The 16,854-nt window shown below is 69.4% G+C and carries 18 protein-coding genes; 8 read left to right on the top strand and 10 right to left on the bottom strand.

Annotation, left to right across the window (positions count from 1 at the left end; genetic code table 11):
* Positions 1-55 precede the first annotated feature (55 nt).
* Both KF889_23750 and KF889_23745 read left to right on the top strand, forming a co-directional pair.
* Positions 56-1,300, top strand: a complete 1,245-nt coding sequence (locus KF889_23750; protein MBX3502470.1) for an epoxide hydrolase — start codon at positions 56-58, stop codon at positions 1,298-1,300.
* Positions 1,301-1,456: 156 nt separating this feature from the next.
* Complete coding sequence (locus KF889_23745) at positions 1,457-1,969, top strand: GNAT family N-acetyltransferase (GenBank protein MBX3502469.1); 513 nt, start codon at positions 1,457-1,459, stop codon at positions 1,967-1,969.
* On the opposite strand, the gene KF889_23740 is transcribed toward KF889_23745, so the two are convergent.
* Positions 1,944-4,031 (bottom strand): PAS domain S-box protein, encoded by a 2,088-nt coding sequence (locus KF889_23740; protein MBX3502468.1) that lies wholly within the window; start codon positions 4,029-4,031, stop codon positions 1,944-1,946. The genes KF889_23745 and KF889_23740 overlap by 26 nt on opposite strands.
* 138 nt (positions 4,032-4,169) lie before the next feature.
* Positions 4,170-4,670, bottom strand: coding sequence for a hypothetical protein (locus tag KF889_23735; GenBank protein MBX3502467.1), 501 nt, complete (start codon positions 4,668-4,670; stop codon positions 4,170-4,172).
* Positions 4,671-4,795: 125 nt separating this feature from the next.
* Between KF889_23735 and KF889_23730 the strand changes: the two genes are divergently transcribed.
* On the top strand, positions 4,796-5,464 hold the full coding sequence (locus tag KF889_23730; GenBank protein ID MBX3502466.1) for a hypothetical protein: 669 nt from the start codon (positions 4,796-4,798) through the stop codon (positions 5,462-5,464).
* Positions 5,465-5,504: 40 nt separating this feature from the next.
* Here KF889_23730 and KF889_23725 read toward each other — a convergent pair whose 3' ends face one another.
* Positions 5,505-6,095, bottom strand: a complete 591-nt coding sequence (locus KF889_23725) for a J domain-containing protein (protein MBX3502465.1) — start codon at positions 6,093-6,095, stop codon at positions 5,505-5,507.
* 65 nt (positions 6,096-6,160) lie between these two features.
* On the opposite strand from KF889_23725, the gene KF889_23720 reads away from it, so the two are divergent.
* Positions 6,161-6,439 carry a BolA family transcriptional regulator gene (locus KF889_23720; protein MBX3502464.1) on the top strand — a complete coding sequence of 93 codons (279 nt, stop codon included), beginning with the start codon at positions 6,161-6,163 and terminating at the stop codon, positions 6,437-6,439.
* Between the two features lie 3 nt (positions 6,440-6,442).
* On the opposite strand, the gene KF889_23715 is transcribed toward KF889_23720, so the two are convergent.
* Entirely contained in the window at positions 6,443-7,273 is an 831-nt protein-coding gene (locus KF889_23715; protein MBX3502463.1) for a DMT family transporter, read from the bottom strand.
* Positions 7,274-7,400: 127 nt separating this feature from the next.
* Between KF889_23715 and KF889_23710 the strand changes: the two genes are divergently transcribed.
* The 4 genes from KF889_23710 (at position 7,401) to KF889_23695 (ending at position 10,360) form a co-directional block, all read left to right on the top strand.
* Entirely contained in the window at positions 7,401-7,790 is a 390-nt protein-coding gene (locus KF889_23710) for an MAPEG family protein (GenBank protein MBX3502462.1), read from the top strand.
* Positions 7,791-7,857: 67 nt separating this feature from the next.
* Positions 7,858-8,421 carry a hypothetical protein gene (locus KF889_23705; protein ID MBX3502461.1) on the top strand — a complete coding sequence of 188 codons (564 nt, stop codon included), beginning with the start codon at positions 7,858-7,860 and terminating at the stop codon, positions 8,419-8,421.
* Between the two features lie 24 nt (positions 8,422-8,445).
* Positions 8,446-9,705, top strand: coding sequence for a beta-lactamase family protein (locus tag KF889_23700; protein MBX3502460.1), 1,260 nt, complete (start codon positions 8,446-8,448; stop codon positions 9,703-9,705).
* Positions 9,706-9,742: 37 nt separating this feature from the next.
* Positions 9,743-10,360 carry a pyridoxamine 5'-phosphate oxidase family protein gene (locus KF889_23695; GenBank protein ID MBX3502459.1) on the top strand — a complete coding sequence of 206 codons (618 nt, stop codon included), beginning with the start codon at positions 9,743-9,745 and terminating at the stop codon, positions 10,358-10,360.
* A 177-nt stretch (positions 10,361-10,537) separates the two neighbouring features.
* On the opposite strand, the gene KF889_23690 is transcribed toward KF889_23695, so the two are convergent.
* The 6 genes from KF889_23690 to KF889_23665 form a co-directional block, all read right to left on the bottom strand.
* Entirely contained in the window at positions 10,538-11,440 is a 903-nt protein-coding gene (locus KF889_23690; GenBank protein MBX3502458.1) for a tripartite tricarboxylate transporter substrate binding protein, read from the bottom strand.
* A 151-nt stretch (positions 11,441-11,591) separates the two neighbouring features.
* A complete protein-coding gene (locus KF889_23685) occupies positions 11,592-12,719 on the bottom strand; it encodes a hypothetical protein (GenBank protein MBX3502457.1) in 1,128 nt (375 codons plus the stop codon).
* Between the two features lie 24 nt (positions 12,720-12,743).
* Entirely contained in the window at positions 12,744-13,418 is a 675-nt protein-coding gene (locus KF889_23680) for a DUF2889 domain-containing protein (GenBank protein MBX3502456.1), read from the bottom strand.
* A gap of 230 nt (positions 13,419-13,648) precedes the next feature.
* Positions 13,649-14,932 carry a DUF21 domain-containing protein gene (locus tag KF889_23675; protein MBX3502455.1) on the bottom strand — a complete coding sequence of 428 codons (1,284 nt, stop codon included), beginning with the start codon at positions 14,930-14,932 and terminating at the stop codon, positions 13,649-13,651.
* A 147-nt stretch (positions 14,933-15,079) separates the two neighbouring features.
* On the bottom strand, positions 15,080-16,210 hold the full coding sequence (gene aroB / locus KF889_23670) for a 3-dehydroquinate synthase (GenBank protein MBX3502454.1): 1,131 nt from the start codon (positions 16,208-16,210) through the stop codon (positions 15,080-15,082).
* Positions 16,210-16,812, bottom strand: coding sequence for a shikimate kinase (locus tag KF889_23665; GenBank protein MBX3502453.1), 603 nt, complete (start codon positions 16,810-16,812; stop codon positions 16,210-16,212). The genes aroB and KF889_23665 overlap by 1 nt, the downstream gene beginning before the upstream one ends.
* Positions 16,813-16,854 lie beyond the last annotated feature (42 nt).

Genomic DNA, 16,854 nt, shown 5'->3' with positions numbered 1-16,854 from the left:
TCTCGTTGGCTCCGATCTTGCCCGCCCGATGGTAGCGAAGGCAATCTGCGCCGCCATGAGCGATACCCCAGCCCGCCACGTCACGCCCGAGCCGTTCACCATCGACGTGCCCGAGCGCGTGCTCTCGGATCTCGACGAGCGCCTGCGCAAATGGCGGCCGCCGGTCTTCGTGTCGGGCGGCGCCTGGGACTACGGCACCGAGGAGCATTTCCTGAAGGAGCTGGTCGAGTACTGGCTGCACGGCTACGACTGGCGGCGCTGCGAGGAGAAGATCAACGCCTTCCCCAACTACCTGGTCGACATCGGCGCGCAGCGCCTGCATTTCATCCGCGAGCCGGGCACGCCGGTCGAGGACGCGCCGGCGCCGCTGCCGCTGATCCTCAGCCATGGCTGGCCGGGCTCGATCGTCGAGTTCCTCGACATCATCGACCAGCTCGCCCATCCCGAGCGCCACGGCGGCGACGCGCTCGATTCCTTCGACGTCATCGTGCCGTCGCTGCCGGGCTATGGCTGGTCCGGCCCGCCGATGCGCGATGGCGGCGCCGGCCCGATCGGCCCGCGCGCCATCGGCCGGCTGTGGCATCGGCTGATCACCGAGTCGCTGAACTACACCAGGCCCTATGTCGCGCAGGGCGGCGACTGGGGCGCGGCGATCTCGACCTGGCTGGCGCACGACCATCCGGTGGTCGAGACGGACGGCGTGAAGCTCGGCTGCCAGGCGCTGCACCTCAACATGATGGTGTTCCGGCCGGGCCTCGGCGAGGACGACGCGCTGTCGCCCGAGGAAACCGCGTGGCTGAACATCGTGCGCGCCGAGCGCGAGGCGAAGACCGCCTACCAGCGCATCCAGAGCACCAAGCCGCAATCGCTCGGCGTGGCGCTCAGCGATTCGCCGGTCGGGCTGGCGGCGTGGATCGTCGAGAAGTTCCAGGGCTGGAGCGATTGCGGCGGCGATCCGCGCCGGCGCTTCTCGTTCGACACCCTGATCGACAACATCATGGTCTACTGGCTGAACGCCAACATGGCGAGCGCCGCCTGGCTCTATCGCGGCGTGCGCGAGGAGAATGCGCGGCTGGCGCGGGGCGAGATGGTGCGGACGCCGACGGCCTTCATGGCCTTCCCCGCCGACCTCGCGCCGCCGCCGCCGCGCGCCTGGGTCGAGCGCGCCTACGGCGACCTGCGGCGCTACAGCGCCATGCCCGGCGGCGGCCACTTCGCGGCGCTCGAGGAACCCGGCCTGCTCGTCCAGGACATCCGCGAATTCTGCCGCCCCTTCCGCTTCGGCGCGGCCAATGATTGATGGGGGAATCTCATACCTTCCCCCGGAGGGGGAAGGTGGCGCGCAGCGCCGGATGGGGGATGTCTCAACACACAAGGTGTCCGTCTTCGACATCCCCCTTCCGCCCTCCGGGCACCTTCCCTCTCCGGGGGAAGGCAAGACCGTGAGGAAATGCCGATGATCATCCGTGCCGCGCGGCGCCAGGAGCTGCCGGCCATCCGGCAGATCGAGAATGTCGCCGACGAGATCTTCCGGCGCGTCGCCATGCCGTGGGTGCTGCCCATGACTCCGGCCGATCCCGCGCTGCTGGAAGACGCCCGCCGCGGCGGACGCCTGTGGGTCGCGGCCGACGCCGTCAACCGGCCGGTCGGCTTCGCGCTGCTGCGCACGCTCGACGGCATGGCGTGGCTGCATCAGCTCTCGGTGCTGCCGCGCCACGGCGGGCGCGGCATCGGCGCGGCGCTGCTCGAGCAGGTCTGCGCCAGGGCGCGGCAGGAGCGCCACGCCAGCCTGTTCCTGTCGACCTATCTCGGTGTGCCGTGGAACGCGCCGTTCTACGCCCGGCGCGGATTCACCATCGTGCCGCTGGCGCAGTACACGGCGGCGATGCGCCGCGAGCGCGCGCACGAGCGCCAGCTCGGTCATCCGATCTGGCGGCGCTGCCTCATGCGACGCGAGCTGTCGCCATAGGCGCCTGGGCGCCGTCGGCGGCGGGGAAATGCATGCGGATCGCCGTGCCGCGCTCCGGCGCGCTGTCGACCACCAGGAAGCCGCCGGACTGCAGCACGAAGCCGTGCACCATGCTGAGCCCGAGCCCGGTGCCCTTGCCCGGCCCCTTGGTGGTGAAGAACGGCTCGAAGATGCGGTGGCGGATCTCGCTCGGCATGCCGGCGCCGGTGTCGGACACCGAGATCGCCACCCAGTGGCCGGCACGCAGCGCGGGATCGCCCGCCGCCTGATGCGCGTCGATGGTCCGGTTCTCGACGCTGACCGCGATGGTGCCGGCGCCGGCGATGGCGTCGCGCGCGTTGACGACGAGATTGAGCAGCGCCGTCTCGAACTGCGTGCGATCGACGACGCAGCTGGTGGTATCGGCCGAGGCGCTCACCACCAGCTCGATCGCCATCGGCACCGAGGAGCGCAGCAGGCCGGAGAGCTGGTCGATCACGACCGACGGCTCGATGCGCGCCGGCGCCAGCTCCTGCTGGCGCGCGAAGGACAGCAGGCGCTGGGTCAGGCCGGCGGCCTGCTCGGTCGCGCGCATGGCGATGTCCAGCGACTGCTGCGTCTCGCTCCCCGGCGGCACATCCTGCATGGCGTCCTCGACGCCCGACATGATCGCCGCCAGCAGGTTGTTGAAGTCGTGCGCCACGCCGCCGGTCAGCTGGCCCAGCGCCTCGAGCTTCTGCGACTGGCGCAGGCGCGCCTCGATCGCCTTGCGCTCGGTCAGGTCGCGCACCAGGCCGACGAACATGCGTCGGCCGCCGCCGGTCCTGAACTCGCCCGATGACACCTCGAGCGGCAGCGTGTGGCCGTCCCTGTGCCGGCCCTGCATCTCGCGCGCGACGTTGACCAGCAGCGGCTCGTCCCTGCGGATGTACCGCTGCATGAAGGCGGCGTGCCTGAGCCCCTCCTCCTCGGTCATCAGCATGATCACGTCGCGGCCGACGAGTTCCTGCGGTTCGTAGCCGAAGATGCGCCGCGCCGCGTGATTGACCGCCTCGATCGTGCCCGCCTCATTGACCAGCAGGATCACGTCGACGGCGTTGTCCATCACCTGGCGCAGCCGTTCCTCGCTCTCCGCCAGCGCGCGCATGTTGCGTCGTTCTTCGGTCACGTCGGCGTAGGTGATCACCCAGCCGCCATCGGGCAGCTTGGCGTGGCGCGCGTCGAAGATGCGGCCGTCATGGGTCTCGCGCTCCAGCGTCATGCCGTCATCCGACGACATCAGGAATTGCAGGCGCGCCTGGGCCAGAGTCTCGGTATCGCCCGGGCCGTAGTCGCCGCGCGCGGCGCAGTAGCGGGCGACGTCGATGAAGCCCTTGCCTTCGCTGAACAGCTCGACCGGCACGCCCAGCATGCCGGGAATGCGGTCGTTGCCGCCGAGGAAGCGCAGGTCGGGGCCGAGCACGCAGATGCCCTGGCTCATGGCGCCGAAGGTGACCTCGAGCAGCCCGGTCTTGGCGAGCAGCTGCCGCGTGGCGCCGGCAATCGCCGACAGGTCGGTGATCGCGCAGAGGACCGCCGGCCTGCCGCCATGGTCGATCACCGCGACGCGGGCGTGGCAGGGCAGCAGCGTGCCGTCGGCGCGGCGCAGCGCGATGTCGTACGAGGTCGGCGCGTCGCGGCCCTCGAGGCGCGCGAGATGGCGCGCCCGGTAATGATCGAGCTCCTCCGGTGCCACGAGGTCGGCGAGCGGCAGGCCCGGCATGTCGGCGGGCGCATAGCCCAGCATGCGCGCCAGCGCGTCGTTGACCATGACGACGCGCCGGTCCTGGCCGATCATGACGCCGTCGCCGGTGAGATCGAGGAGATGGGCGAAACCCGTTTCGGCCGGCGTCGGCCCTGCCGAAGGCCGCCGGCCGCGCGCCGCGCGCGACAGCGACGCGCCCAGCGAGCGGGCAGCCGCCTTCAGTCGCGCCGCCCAGCCGCCACCCTCGCGCGCGCGATCCGACGGCGTCGCCGGACGGCCGGCAGCGCGCGTCGACCACCAGCCGTTTCCGGGGCGATCTCTTGGGGGTGGCTCGCTCATCGAAAAACGAAGCGAATGTTCACTGATTTCAAGGACTTCCTTGAACTATCTTATGCGCGAGGTGGCGCTGCGCGCGCCACGCGCAAATGGTTCATTCCTGACGCATTGCGCCACCGGGTCGCGCCCGCGATCGCGGTGTCAGGAACTGGACTTCGTCCCGCCCGGCGCGGGTTGCGGCTCGAGGCGCTCGAAGGTGAAGGCGCCGGCCTTGGCGGTATCGAGCAGGACCATGCCCGGCTCCGGCGCCCGTCCGGCGCCGGGAAGGATGATGCGCATGCGCGCGTAGTAGTCCTTGGCTGTCGGCGCGCTGAAAGAGGCAGTGCGGCGCTCGACGGTGCGCACGAAGGAGCGCGGACGGCTGGCATAGAAGGCGGATGCCTTGTTCTCGCCGGCGATCTGCGCCGCTCGCTGCACCAGGCCCTGCATCATCATGCGGTCGGTTTCAGCCGGCCGGCCGGCGAACGCGTTCGTGTCGCCCGGCGCGCGGTAGGAGGAGAATACATCGTAGACGCCCTCGGAGACCCGCGTGACGCTGGTTGCGACCCCCCCGGCACTGCGCGCCTGTCGCATGGCGGACCCCGGTCCTTCGCGGGCCGTCAGGCCCAGCCACAGCGCCGCCGCCGCGGCGAGCCGCGCCATTCCCAACGCTTGCATTTGCGTCCCCCCAATTCCCCTTTTCCGAGTGCAGCATCGCACGCGGCAGCCCATGCTGCCCATCCCTCGCTTCGCTATATAGTGGCGCCGCTTGCAGAGGACCTTCGATCATGACCGGCGGACGACCACCGAAGATCGCCAAGCTCGACGTCGTCGAGCTGTTTCCCACGCCGCTGTGGATCATCGACCTGGCGCCGGAGGAGCACGGGCCGCTGAACCACCACCTGCGCGGCGAGATCGAGCGCATGCTGACGCCGCGGCCGAAGATCCAGAAGGGCGCCAACTGGCAGACCGACCAGGACCTGCACACGCTGCAGTCCTTTCAGCCGCTGTGCGACCTCGCCCACATGGCCGCCAAGGGCGCCATGCGCTGGCTCGGCCTGGAGGACCACAGGCTGGTGATCACCGGCTGCTGGGCCAACATCAACCCGCCCGGCGCGCACCACCCCCGGCACACGCATCCCAACAACTATCTCAGCGGCACCTACTACGTGCAGGCCGGACCGGACACCGCCGAGATCGTGTTCTCCGATCCGCGGCCGCAATCCTTCGTCATCATGCCCAGGCCCAAGCAGTTCACCGAGCGCACGGCCAACAGCCGGTCGGTGCCGGCGCGCGACGGGCGCATGGTGATCTTCCCCTCCTGGCTGCACCACCACGTGGTCAGCAACCAGAGCGAGACCGAGCGCATCAGCGTCGCCTTCAACTTCATGATCCCGCAATACACCGAGACGCTGGCCGCGCCGATGTGGCAGGCCAACGTGCGGAGCAAGGCTTAGTGGGAGTTCCCTTCTCGCCGCGAAGGCGGGGAGAAGGGAATCACTCCGCGAAGTGCGGGCTCTGCTTGAGCGTGGTGTAGGCCTGGTTGATCTGCTTGATGCGCTCCTCGGCCTCGCGGCCGCCGCCATTGGCGTCGGGATGGTAGCGCTTGGCCAGCTCCTTGTAGCGCGCCTTCACGCCCTGCCGGGTCTGCGGCCAGGTCAGGTCGAGGATGGAAAGCGCCTGCTGCTCGGCGACCGGCAGGTCGTTGGGCTGCGCCTGGGCCCGGCGCTGCCGCGCGCGCGCGCCGGAATCGGCCAGGATGTCGTAGGGATCGAGCAGCAGCTCGAGCGGATCGGCCGCCATCCTGGCCCGCGCCTGGCCGCTCATCTTCCAGGTCGGCCGCCGCCAGGTCTGGTCGGCGCGGATCTGGCGCTCGATCTCGTCCTCCGACATGCCCCTGTAGAAATCCCACTTGGAATTGTACTCGCGCACGTGCCCGAGGCAGAACCAGCGGTACTGGTTGAGGCTCTCGCGCGAGCGCGGTGCGCGGAACTCGCCCGCCTCGGCGCAGCCGGGATGCTCGCAGACGCGCAAATTGGCGGAGGGAGCCTCCGTCGTGCGAACCGATTTGCGCGAACCTCGGACCATCCTACATTTATGAGCGTGCCGCGGGCACGCCTCAAGGAAGTTTCGTTCTTGACTCGGAGACCAGCATGGGCGCCATCGCCGCCGCCATCGACCGCAAGCTCAGCGCCGCCCTGGCGCCGGCACGGCTGGTCATCACCGACGACTCGGCCAGGCACGCCGGCCATGCCGGCGCGCGCGCCGAGGGCGAGAGTCACTTCACCGTCGATATCGTGTCGGCCGCCTTCGCCGGCAAGAGCCGCGTGGCACGGCAGCGCATGGTCTACGGCCTGCTCAAGGACGAGTTCGACGCCGGCCTGCACGCGCTGGCGCTGGTCACGCGCACGCCCGAGGAGGCCGGCGGCTGACGCTCAGGCGCGCAGCGCGACGATGCCGGCGACGACGATCAGGGCCGCGCCGGCGATGGTCCAAAGGTCGGGGAACTGGGCGAAGATCAGCCAGCCCCAGACGATGGCGAAAACCAGGTTGAGATAGCCGAAGGGCTGCAGGATCGCCGCCGGCGCCAGGCGGAAGGCGATCGAATAGAGCACGTGGCCCAGGGTGCCGCAGGCGGCCAGCCCGGCCAGCATCAGCCAGCCTGTGGCGTCCGGCCAGCTCCAGAAGAACGGCCCGACGCAGGTCAGCGCCGCCGCGCCCGCCAATGCCGTCCACAGCGCCGTGGTCGACGGCGGATCGTCGCGGCCGACAATGCGCAGCAGGATCTGGTAGAGCGCCCACAGCGCCGCGCCGATCAGCACCAGCACGTAGCCGAGGTTCAGCTCGCGCAGGCCCGGCCGCACCACGACCAGCACGCCGACGAAACCCAGCGCCACGGCGATCCAGGCGCGGCGCGCCACCGGCTCGCCCAGCGCCGGCGCCGACAGCGCCAGCACGAAGAGCGGCGAAGCGGCCGCCACCGCCTGCATGTCGGCGAGCTGGATGTAGCGCAGGCTGGCGGCGAACAGGCCGGTCTCGACCACCAGCACCAGCGCACGCGCGACCTGCAGGCCGGGCCGCGCCGAGCGCCAGGCGCCGCGATCGCCGCGCCGCCATACCGCCAGCGCCATGACGGCGGCGAAGGCGAGGTAGTAGACCCAAAGGCGCTGCACCAGCGGCAGCGAGTCCGACATGCCCTTGTTGAGCGCGTCGAACATCGAGAACGCCGCCGCGCCCGAAGCGAGGCAGAGGATACCGGTGCGCACCGGGCTTGTCGTCGAGGGGGGAGCCGACATCGGCGCGCCTTGTATCACGCCGGATGGCGTCAGGCCGATTGCGCGCGCGGGGTCCCGGGGCGAGACTTCGCGTCACGACACCGAGGAGGACCTGGCGATGCAGATCGAGTTGCTGTTTCTGGCATTGAGCGCCGCACTCTGCCTGGCTCTCACCCTGCCCTACTCCCTCGCCCTGGTGCTGAAGCTCGGCCTGCCGGTCATGGCCGGCAACCGCGAGGACTTCCCGGCGCTGGAGGGATGGGTCGGCCGTGCCCGGCGCGCCCATGCCAACATGGTCGAGAACCTGGTTCCCTTCGCCGCGCTGATCATCGTCGCCGCGGTCACCAACAAGTTCGGCCAGGGCACGGCGATCGGCGCGCAGCTCTTCTTCTGGGGCCGCGTCGCGCATGGCGGCGCCTATATCGCCGGCGTACCTTGGCTGCGCACAGGCGCCTTCCTGGTCTCCTATGTCGGCATGATCCTGATCTTCGTCGCGCTGGTGCGCTGAGCGGATTCCCTTGCTACGCTGCGCCCGGGGGCCACGCAGGGGGAACGCCGTCGGAGGAGCAACACAGATGCCTGCAATCGCACGCTGGGCAATAGCCACCCTGGTGGCGCTGATCGCCGCCGCCGTCCTTGCGACATCGGCCCTCGCGCAGGTCGATTGCCGCAACGGCAAGTACTGCCCGAAGGGCAATGTCTGCCTCAAGGGCGATATGTGCGGCGAGCGGGTGAACACGCCGCCGGGCAGCACGCGCACCTCGACCGGCAGCTGGTGCGAGCCGGGCTTCCGCGAGCACAAGTACCGGGCGGGCTCCTGCGTGCCGATCGGCTATTCGGACTGCACCACAGGCGGCATCTGCCCGCCCGGCTCGACCTGCACCAACACCGGCAATTGCACCGGCGGCGGGCCGCGCACCGGGCCGGTCTGCGGCGACGGGCGCTGCGAGCAGGGACGCATCTGCAGCAGCGCCGGCCGCTGCATGAACACGACCTACTACCAGGATTGCGGCGGCGGCACGATCTGCTCGAAGAACAAGGCCTGCTCGCTGGACGGTGGCTGCGCCACCGTCGGCATCGGCCGCACGGCGCAGATTCCGTACAACCAGCCGTCGCGCATCCAGAACAAGCTCGAGTAGGAAGCGGCAGCCCCGGGGACAACCATGTCGAGGTCGTTGAAGGCGGCGATGTTCGCCGCATGGGTGGCGTTCACGCCGATCGCGCAGGCCAGCGCCGAGACGCTGCTGCCCTCGGCAACCAGGCCCGAGGATGTCGGCCTGTCGGGCGAGCAGCTTGTCCGGCTCGAGGCGGTGACGCGTGGTCATATCGAGAACGGGCTGCTGCCGGGTGCGATCATGCTGGTGGTGCGCGACGGCAAGGTCGCATGGCACCGCGTGCTGGGCATGCGCGACCGCGACAAGGGCGAGCCGCTGAAGCCGGATTCGCTGTTCCGCATCTACTCCATGACCAAGCCGATCGTCAGCGTCGCCATCATGATGCTGGTCGAGCAGGGCAGGATGCAGATCGGCGATCCGGTCTCGCGCTACATCCCGGAGTTCGCCGAGATGAAGGTCGGTGTCGAGAAGACGGGCACCGACGGCAAGCCGTTGCTCGAGCTGGCGGCGGCGCAGCGGGAAATGACGGTGCAGGACCTGCTGCGCCACACCTCGGGGCTGATCTACGGCACGCGCGGCGACTCGCTGGTCAACAAGGCCTATCGCGAGGCGAGGATCGGCGATCGCACCGTCGACAACGCGGAGTTCGCCAGGCAGGTGTCGAAGCTGCCGCTGCGCTTCTCGCCTGGCACGCGCTGGGAGTACGGCGTGTCGACCGACATCCTTGGCCGCATCGTCGAGGTCGTCACCGGCAAGAGCCTGGGCGTGGCCCTCGACGAGACGATCTTCAGGCCGCTGGGCATGGTCGACACCGCCTTCGTGCTGCCGCCCGGGAAGCTGGCGCGCGCCGCGCAGCCCGCGGTCAGCCGCAAGGACCGGCCGCCGACACCGCGTTTCGACGTCGGCGTCAGGGCGGCCTTCGAGTCGGGCGGCGGCGGGCTGGTCGGCTCGACCGACGACTACCTGCGCTTCATGCTGATGCTCGCCAATGGCGGCACATTCAACGGCAGGCGCCTGCTGGGCGCGCAGACCATCGAGTTCATGACCGCCGACCATGTCGGCATGGCGCCCGGCCGGCCGCCGGGGATGGGCTTCGGCCTCGGCTTCGAGGTGCGCAAGAGCACCGGCATGGCGGCGCTGCCCGGCTCCGTGGGCGAGTACGGCTGGGCCGGCAATGCCGGCACGCTGTTCTGGATCGATCCGAAGCGCCGGCTGATGGCGCTCTACATGGTGCAGGTCAACGACTACGACCGCATCTTCCTGCGCAACCAGTTCCGCACCATGGTGCAGGCAGCGATCATCAGGTGACGCCGCGCCGGGGGAGGCGCCGATGTCCGACTCGATCATGTACCACGCCGGCAACCGCGAGCTTCAGGACCGCTTCGACAGCCGTCGCATCGCCGATCGTCTCGAGGAGAAGCTGACGCGGGTGGCGTTCAGCGAGTCCGATCGCGCCTTCATCGGCGAGTCGATCTACTTCTTCCTCGCCACCGCCGATGCCGAGGGCCGGCCGGACTGCTCGTTCAAGGGCGGCGCGCCGGGCTTCGTGCGCGTCACCGCCGACGACGAGCTGGCGTTTCCCGACTACGACGGCAACGGCCAGTTCAAGAGCCTGGGCAACCTGCTGGTCAATCCGGGCGTCGGCCTGCTGTTCATCGACCTGCACAATCGGCCACGCCGACTGCGCGTCAACGGCACGGCCAGCATCGATCGCGAGGATCCGTTGCTGACCCAATGCGTCGGCGCACAGATGGTGGTGCGGGTGAAGGCGCGCGCCATCTTCCCCAATTGCCCGCGCTATATCCCCAGGCTCAGCCTGGCGGAACCGTCGATCTACATACCGGTCGAGGGCCAGGCGCCGGTCGAGCCGGCGTGGAAGGGCTTCGCCGACTTCAAGGACCACATCCATCCGCGCCAGCCGACGCCGGGCGTGCCGCCCGCCGCCGACAAGAAAGAAGCCTAGAGCGACGAACGAAAAGGCGGAATCACACGTCTTTGGGAGCGCCGGCGCTCCCAGGAAGACGGCTGAGTTCGTTTTGACGCTCGATGCTCTAGCAACCTGCTGTCATCCCGAGCGCAGCGAGGGATCTCGGGCGACCGCGTAGATCCCTCGCTGCGCTCGGGATGACAGGTCGCGGCCTCAATTGCGCGGGATGCCGGCATCCTTGATGACCTGCGCCCATTTCGGGATGTCGCGCGCGACCGCGGCCCTGGTCTCCTCGCCGGTGCTGCCGAGCGGATCGAGGCCCAGCGCGGCCAGCTTCTTCAGCAGTTCCTTGTCCGACAGCGCCCTGAGCGCGGCCTGGCGCACCTTCTCGAGGATCGGCTGCGGCGTGCCGGCGGGCGCCATGATGGCGAACCACGACGCCGCCTCGAAGCCGGGGAAGCCCTGCTCGGCCACGGTCGGCAGGTCGGGCGCCGCGCCGCTGCGCTTGGCCGAGGTCACGGCCAGGCCGCGCAGGCGGCCATCGCGGATCAGCGGCATCGAGGCGCCGGCGTTCTGGATGGCGATCGGCACGACGCCGCTCAGGGTGTCGGTCATCTGCGCGCCGCGATAGGGCACGTGCTCCATCTTGATGCCGGCCAGCTTGCCGAGCAGCTCGCCGGCGATGTGCTGCGGCGTGCCGACGCCCGGGCTGCCGTAGCTCAGCTTGCCTGGATTGGCCCTGGCGTGGGCGATCAGCTCGGGCAGCGTCTTCACCGGCAGGTCGTTGTTGGCCATGATCACCGAGCCGGTGACCAGGGTCGTCGAGATGTAGGCGAAGTCCTTGATCGGATCGAAGGGCAGCGACTGCAGGCTGGGCAGGATGGTGATCGCGGCGTTGCCCGTCCACATCAGGGTGTAGCCGTCGGGCGCCGCCTTGGCGACGCGGTCGACGCCGATGGCGCCGCTGTTGCCCGGCACGTTCTCGACGATCACCGACTGGCCCCACAGCTCGCTGAAGACCTGCGCAAACAGCCGACCCGAGACGTCGGTGGCGCTGCCCGGCGTGAAGCCGACCACCAGCTTCACCGGCTTGTTGGGCCAATTGCTCTGTGCCAAAGCACCGCCCGCAGTCATCGCGCTAAGCGTGGACGCCAGTAGCGTCCGACGATTCAGGGTCATGGCGTTTCTCACCCGACATTATTGAGGGAGAGCGTACGGGTTTCCTGACGTGGCCGCGAGAGGGATCGGCAAGACCGCCCGACCCGACTCAGTCCACCCTACGGGCCCTGTCCAGGAGCCATTTTGCAAAGGCGGTGAACCCGGCCCACGCCACCTCGGACAAGAGGCTTGAAACAGGGAATGAGGGGTATCCAGTCAGCTTGCCTGAGAACCGGATATCGATGTCATGAACCGAGCGCAGCCTATTCACCACTTCGCCCCGCGCCGCATCGGACCTCAGTAATGGCCGGTTCTGCAGATAGCCCAGCGCCACTTCAAGTCGACCGCCACTTCCGTGCCGTACGAAGTAGGCCCACGCATCACGTCCGTCATCACCTCTAACCCGGAAGAACAGTGCATCCTGGCTCGCTGTCGGCCCGCAGTCGCCACCCTGTGCGATATGCCATTCGACCAGTCGCCGGGTGGCTGACGCCGCATCCTCTCCATGTGCTTCGGCGAGCTTCGCGATCCATTCGTCGGTAGAGATCGGTGTTCGCGTGCCGTCGACGCTCTTGACGGCCGTCGCGCGCTCAGTCTCGCCGATAATTTGGGGCACAAGGACGCGTCCGCCGTCGGCACCCTGGAAGTGGGCGATCTGGATCGCCGTCACTTCCGCCGGCCGCATCTGTTCGTTGAGGAACTCGACGATGCGGCGAAGCTCAGGCGGCACATGATCAGCAACAAACACCATGCGCACATGACCTGCGCGCAAATTGGCCTCGACCGTCTTCCAGAACGCCTCGATCGAGACGGAAGAGTCGAGGAACTCGTTCAGCACTTGCTCGGCGTTCTCACCCCGCGCTCTGCATGTCTCCTCGAACGCATCAACTAGCACGTCCAATCGCCAGTACACGACGCCGTTCGCTGCGTAGTCCAGCATCTGGCCGACGACTTCCCGACGTAGACGCGTATCCGTCGATCGCTTGACCTCGACCAGGACCGGAACGCCGCTGCGGTCGACGTACAGATGGTCGAGTGACCATCGGCCTCCGGACTCCGCATTGTCGGGAATAGGCTGTTCGCGCCGGATCAGCAGAGGTGTTCCACCATCGGGACCGCCCAAAATTGCCGGGTGGTCAGCAAGGATGCGTTGGAACACATCCTCGGAGACGAACCCGGCACGCGTCAGTTCGACAAGCTTCTGATCGGCACCAAGTGCGAATACTCGGTCTGCCATGGTGCCTGCCTCCTGACTCTCGGTTTATGCCTCGGGCGGAAGCCCCGCGGCGACCCGCGCCTCGGCCTCTTCGCGCACCGTTTCGCGGTCCGGACCGGTGTAGGACAGCGGCGCCCAGCGGCGGATCACCGGACCGTCCTCCGCCCAGGCGTGGCAGGTGTTCATCACCGAGGGCGCACGGTAGTCCTTCACACCGAGCTTCCTCTTCGCGGGCGGCTGCTCGCCGCGCGCCGCCAGCTGCCGGTGCCAGTGCTCGCGGCTGAGCTCCTCGGCCTTGTCCGAGCCGATGGTCTGGTAGGCCGTGGTGCCGACCGGGCCCAGCAGCTCGACGATGTGCGTGCAGCCCCTGGTGCCGCCGACGCGCTCGCGCGCGGCCTTGAGGAAGCCGCCGGAGATGCGCAGGCCGATCAGCGCCTTGAAATTGGGCGCGACGTCGCCGCAGATGCTGTAGGGCGAGTTGTCGGTGCAGGCCTCGACGTCGTGGATCACCATCTTGCGGTCGATGGTGAGCCTGATCGACATGTTGTGCACGTAGTCGCCCGGCTTGAGCGTGCCACGCCACTCGTTGTCGTGCTCGTAGGTCTTGGCGTCGGTGATCTGGCCTTCGATGTCGAACAGGCCGTCCTCACGGAAATAGCCGGTGCAGGTGACGCGACGCGTGTGCAGGTGCTGGCGCGCGACGGGCGCGGAAAGAGGCATGGAGAGGCTCGCTGGAAGTCTGTCGGATGTGGCCGCGACTATAGCGGCGACGGCGCGACGGGCAATGTCTTGTTCCTTCTCCCCGCGAAGGCGGGGAGAAGGTGCCCGAAGGGCGGATGAGGGGCTTCGCTGAGTCTCGACAGCAGCGGCGTTGGTCGTTGCGCGAGGAAGCCCCTCATCCGCCTCGCTGACGCTCGGCACCTTCTCCCCGCCTTCGCGGGGAGAAGAAATCATGCTGTGGCCGGTGTCACCTTCAGCCTCGCGATGCGGTTGCCCTCGCGGGCCAGCACCTCGAAGCGGAAGCCGTGGAAGGCGAAGGTCTGGCCGACCTCGGGGATGCGCCGCGCCTCGTGCAGGACGATGCCGGCGATGGTGGTGGCGACGTCCTCGGGCAGGCGCCAGCCGAACTCGCGGATCAGGTCGCGCACCGGCACCGAGCCCAGGCAGATGAAGCTGCCGTCGCCCAGCGCCTCGACGCCGGCGACTCGCACATCCGTCTCGTCGTCGATCTCGCCGACGATCTCCTCGAGGATGTCCTCGAGCGTCACCACGCCCTGCAGCGCGCCGTACTCGTCGACGACCACGGCGAAGTGCTCGCGGCGCTTCCTGAAGGCCTGCAGCTGGTCGAGCAGCGAGATGGTCTCGAGGATGAACCAGGGCGCGGTGACGAAGCCCTGCTGGCCCAGCGTGTCGAGCGGACCCTGGTGGTGGTGCACGGCGCGAAACAGCGCCTTGGCGTGCACCACGCCGACGATGTTCTCGGGCTGGCCGCGATAGAGCGGAATGCGCGTGTGCGGGCTGGCCAGCACCTTCTCGACCAGCCCGGCGACCGGCTGCGCCGCGTCGAGCGCCTCGACATTGCCGCGCGGCGTCATCACCGCGGCGACCGTCAGCTCGGCGAGGTCGAGCACCGAGCGCAGCATCTTCTTCTCGTCGGGCGCGTCCTTCTCGTCGCCGGCCTCGTCGTGCAGCTCGATGGCGCCGCGCAGCAGCTGTTCGTGCGCCGCCGAATCGTGGTCGATCCGCAGGCGCGGATCGGGCAGGCGCAGCAGCCGGCGCACCATGCGCGCGCCGCCCTCCATGACCGGCCCGAGCAACGCCGCGGTGAGCTGCAGCGCCGGCGCGAGGAACAGCGCCACGCGGTCGGGGCCGAGCTGGGTGAGGCTGCGCGGCAGGATCTCGCCCAGCAGCAGGATCAGTACCAGGGCCAGCACCGCGGCGTAGACCACGCCATAGACGCCGTACATCGAGGCGAGCAGCGCCGTGGTCAGCGAAGCGACCGCGATGTTGACCACCATGTTGCCCAGGCGCAGCGCGCCGATCACGTCGTCGCGTCGATCGATCAGCGCGCCGACCAGCCGGGCGCGGCGATTGCCCAGCTGCGCCAGGCGATGCATGCGCGGCCGCGCGGCATGGATCAGCGCGGCGCGGCCGGCGGAGAAGTACGCCGAGCCGGCGACGCAGACCGCGACCAGCGGCACCACGACTTCCGGCGTCAGCAGATTCTCGATCATGGCGCCATCATACCTTCCCCCGGAGGGGGAAGGTGCCCGAAGGGCGGAAGGGGGATGCCGGAGACGAACGCCGCAGTCCGTCTTCGACATCCCCTTCCGTCGCTCCGCGCCACCTTCCCCCTCCGGGGGAAGGTAAAGATTCCGTACTCACGCCGCGAGCGCGCGCCGCATGGTGTCGAGCGCAGCCGCGCCGTCGACGCCGCGGCGCACGAAGGACCGGCCGATGCCGTGCGCCAGGATGAAGGTGAGCTTGCCGTCGCGGTTCTTCTTGTCGGCGCCCATGTGCTCGACCAGCCGCGCGGCGTCCCAGCCGCGCACATTGCTGCCGGCGATGGTCAGCGGCGAGACCGGCAGGCCGACCGCCTCGAGATGGGCGCGCACGCGCCGCGCGTCGGCCGCCGGGCAAAGGCCGAGCGCCGCCGACATGTCGAACGCCAGGACCATGCCGATGGCCACCGCCTCGCCGTGCAGCAGCCCGCCGCCGTAGCCGGTTTCCTTCTCCAGCGCGTGGCCGAAGGTGTGGCCGAGATTGAGCAGGTCGCGCACGCCGGCCTGCTCGCGCTCGTCCTGCGCCACGATGCGCGCCTTGCTCGTGCAGCTGCGCGCGATCGCCTCTCCGCGCGCGCGCGCGTCGCCGTCGATCACCCGATGCCCGTTGCTCTCGAGCCAGGCGAAGAATGGCTCGTCGTCGATCAGCCCGTACTTGGCGATCTCGGCATAGCCCGCCAGCAGCTCGCGGCGCGGCAGCGTGTCGAGCACGCCGGTGTCGGCCAGCACCAGGCGCGGCTGATAGAAGGTGCCCACCAGGTTCTTGCCGTGGCGCGTGTTGATCGCCGTCTTGCCGCCCACCGAGCTGTCGACCTGGGCGAGCAGCGTGGTCGGCACCTGGATGAAGTCGACGCCGCGCAACAGCACCGAGGCGGCGAAGCCGCAGAGATCGCCGACCACGCCGCCACCCAGCGCGATCAGCACGGTGTCGCGGTCGGGACGCTGGTCGAGCAGTGCCTCGATCAGCCGGCCGAACTCGCCGAAGTCCTTGCTCGCCTCGCCGGCGGGCACGACCACTGCGGGCGCCTCGATGCCGGCGGAGCCCAGCGCTGCGACCAGCTTCTGAAGATGCAGCTGCGCCACCGCCTCGTCGGTGACGACGATGGCGCGGCGCCTGGGGACGTGCGGCGCGCAATGCTCGCCGGCGCGCGCGATCAGGTCGGGGCCGATCAGGATGTCGTAGGCGCGCTCGCCCAGCGCCACCGGCACTCGCCGCGCCTGCCCGCTCATCACGTGCCTCCCGTCGTCGCGCCGACATGGCGCATCAGCGCTGCATGCACCTCCTCGGCCGTGCGGTCGGCCGGCGCGTCGCGGCTGTCGACCACGAGATCGGCTTCGGCATAGACCGGATAGCGCACGGCCATCAGGCGCTCCAGCGTGCCGCGCGGGTCGCCGTTCTTCAGCAGCGGCCGGTTGGTGCGCCGCGACACGCGCTCGAACAGCACGTTGAGGTCGGCGCGCAGCCAGATGGTGGTCGCCTTCTCGCGCATCACGGCCCGGGTCAGCGGGTCCATGAAGGCGCCGCCGCCGGTCGCCAGCACGTGCGGCGGCCCGTCGAGCAGGCGCTGGATCACGCGGCGCTCGCCGGCGCGGAACGCCGCCTCGCCGAAGCGCTCGAAGAATTCCTCGATGCTGCAGCCGGCCGCCGCCTCGATCTCGGTGTCGGCGTCGACGAAGGGCAGGCCCAGCCGCTGGGCCAGGCGTTTGCCGATGGCGCTCTTGCCCGCGCCCATCAGCCCGACCAGGGCGACGGTGCGGACAATGGCGGGATTCGCCGCGGCGGGGCGCTGATCGTCCACGATTTCGGCCGATTCTGCGATGATTCTCAACATGTTGCGCGCATACGCGCGTTGCCTGTCTTGCTTCTGCGGAGT

Source organism: Alphaproteobacteria bacterium (assembly GCA_019635875.1).
Classification (GTDB): Bacteria; Pseudomonadota; Alphaproteobacteria; order Reyranellales; family Reyranellaceae; genus JAFAZJ01.
This window is presented reverse-complemented; position numbering and strand designations above follow the sequence as displayed.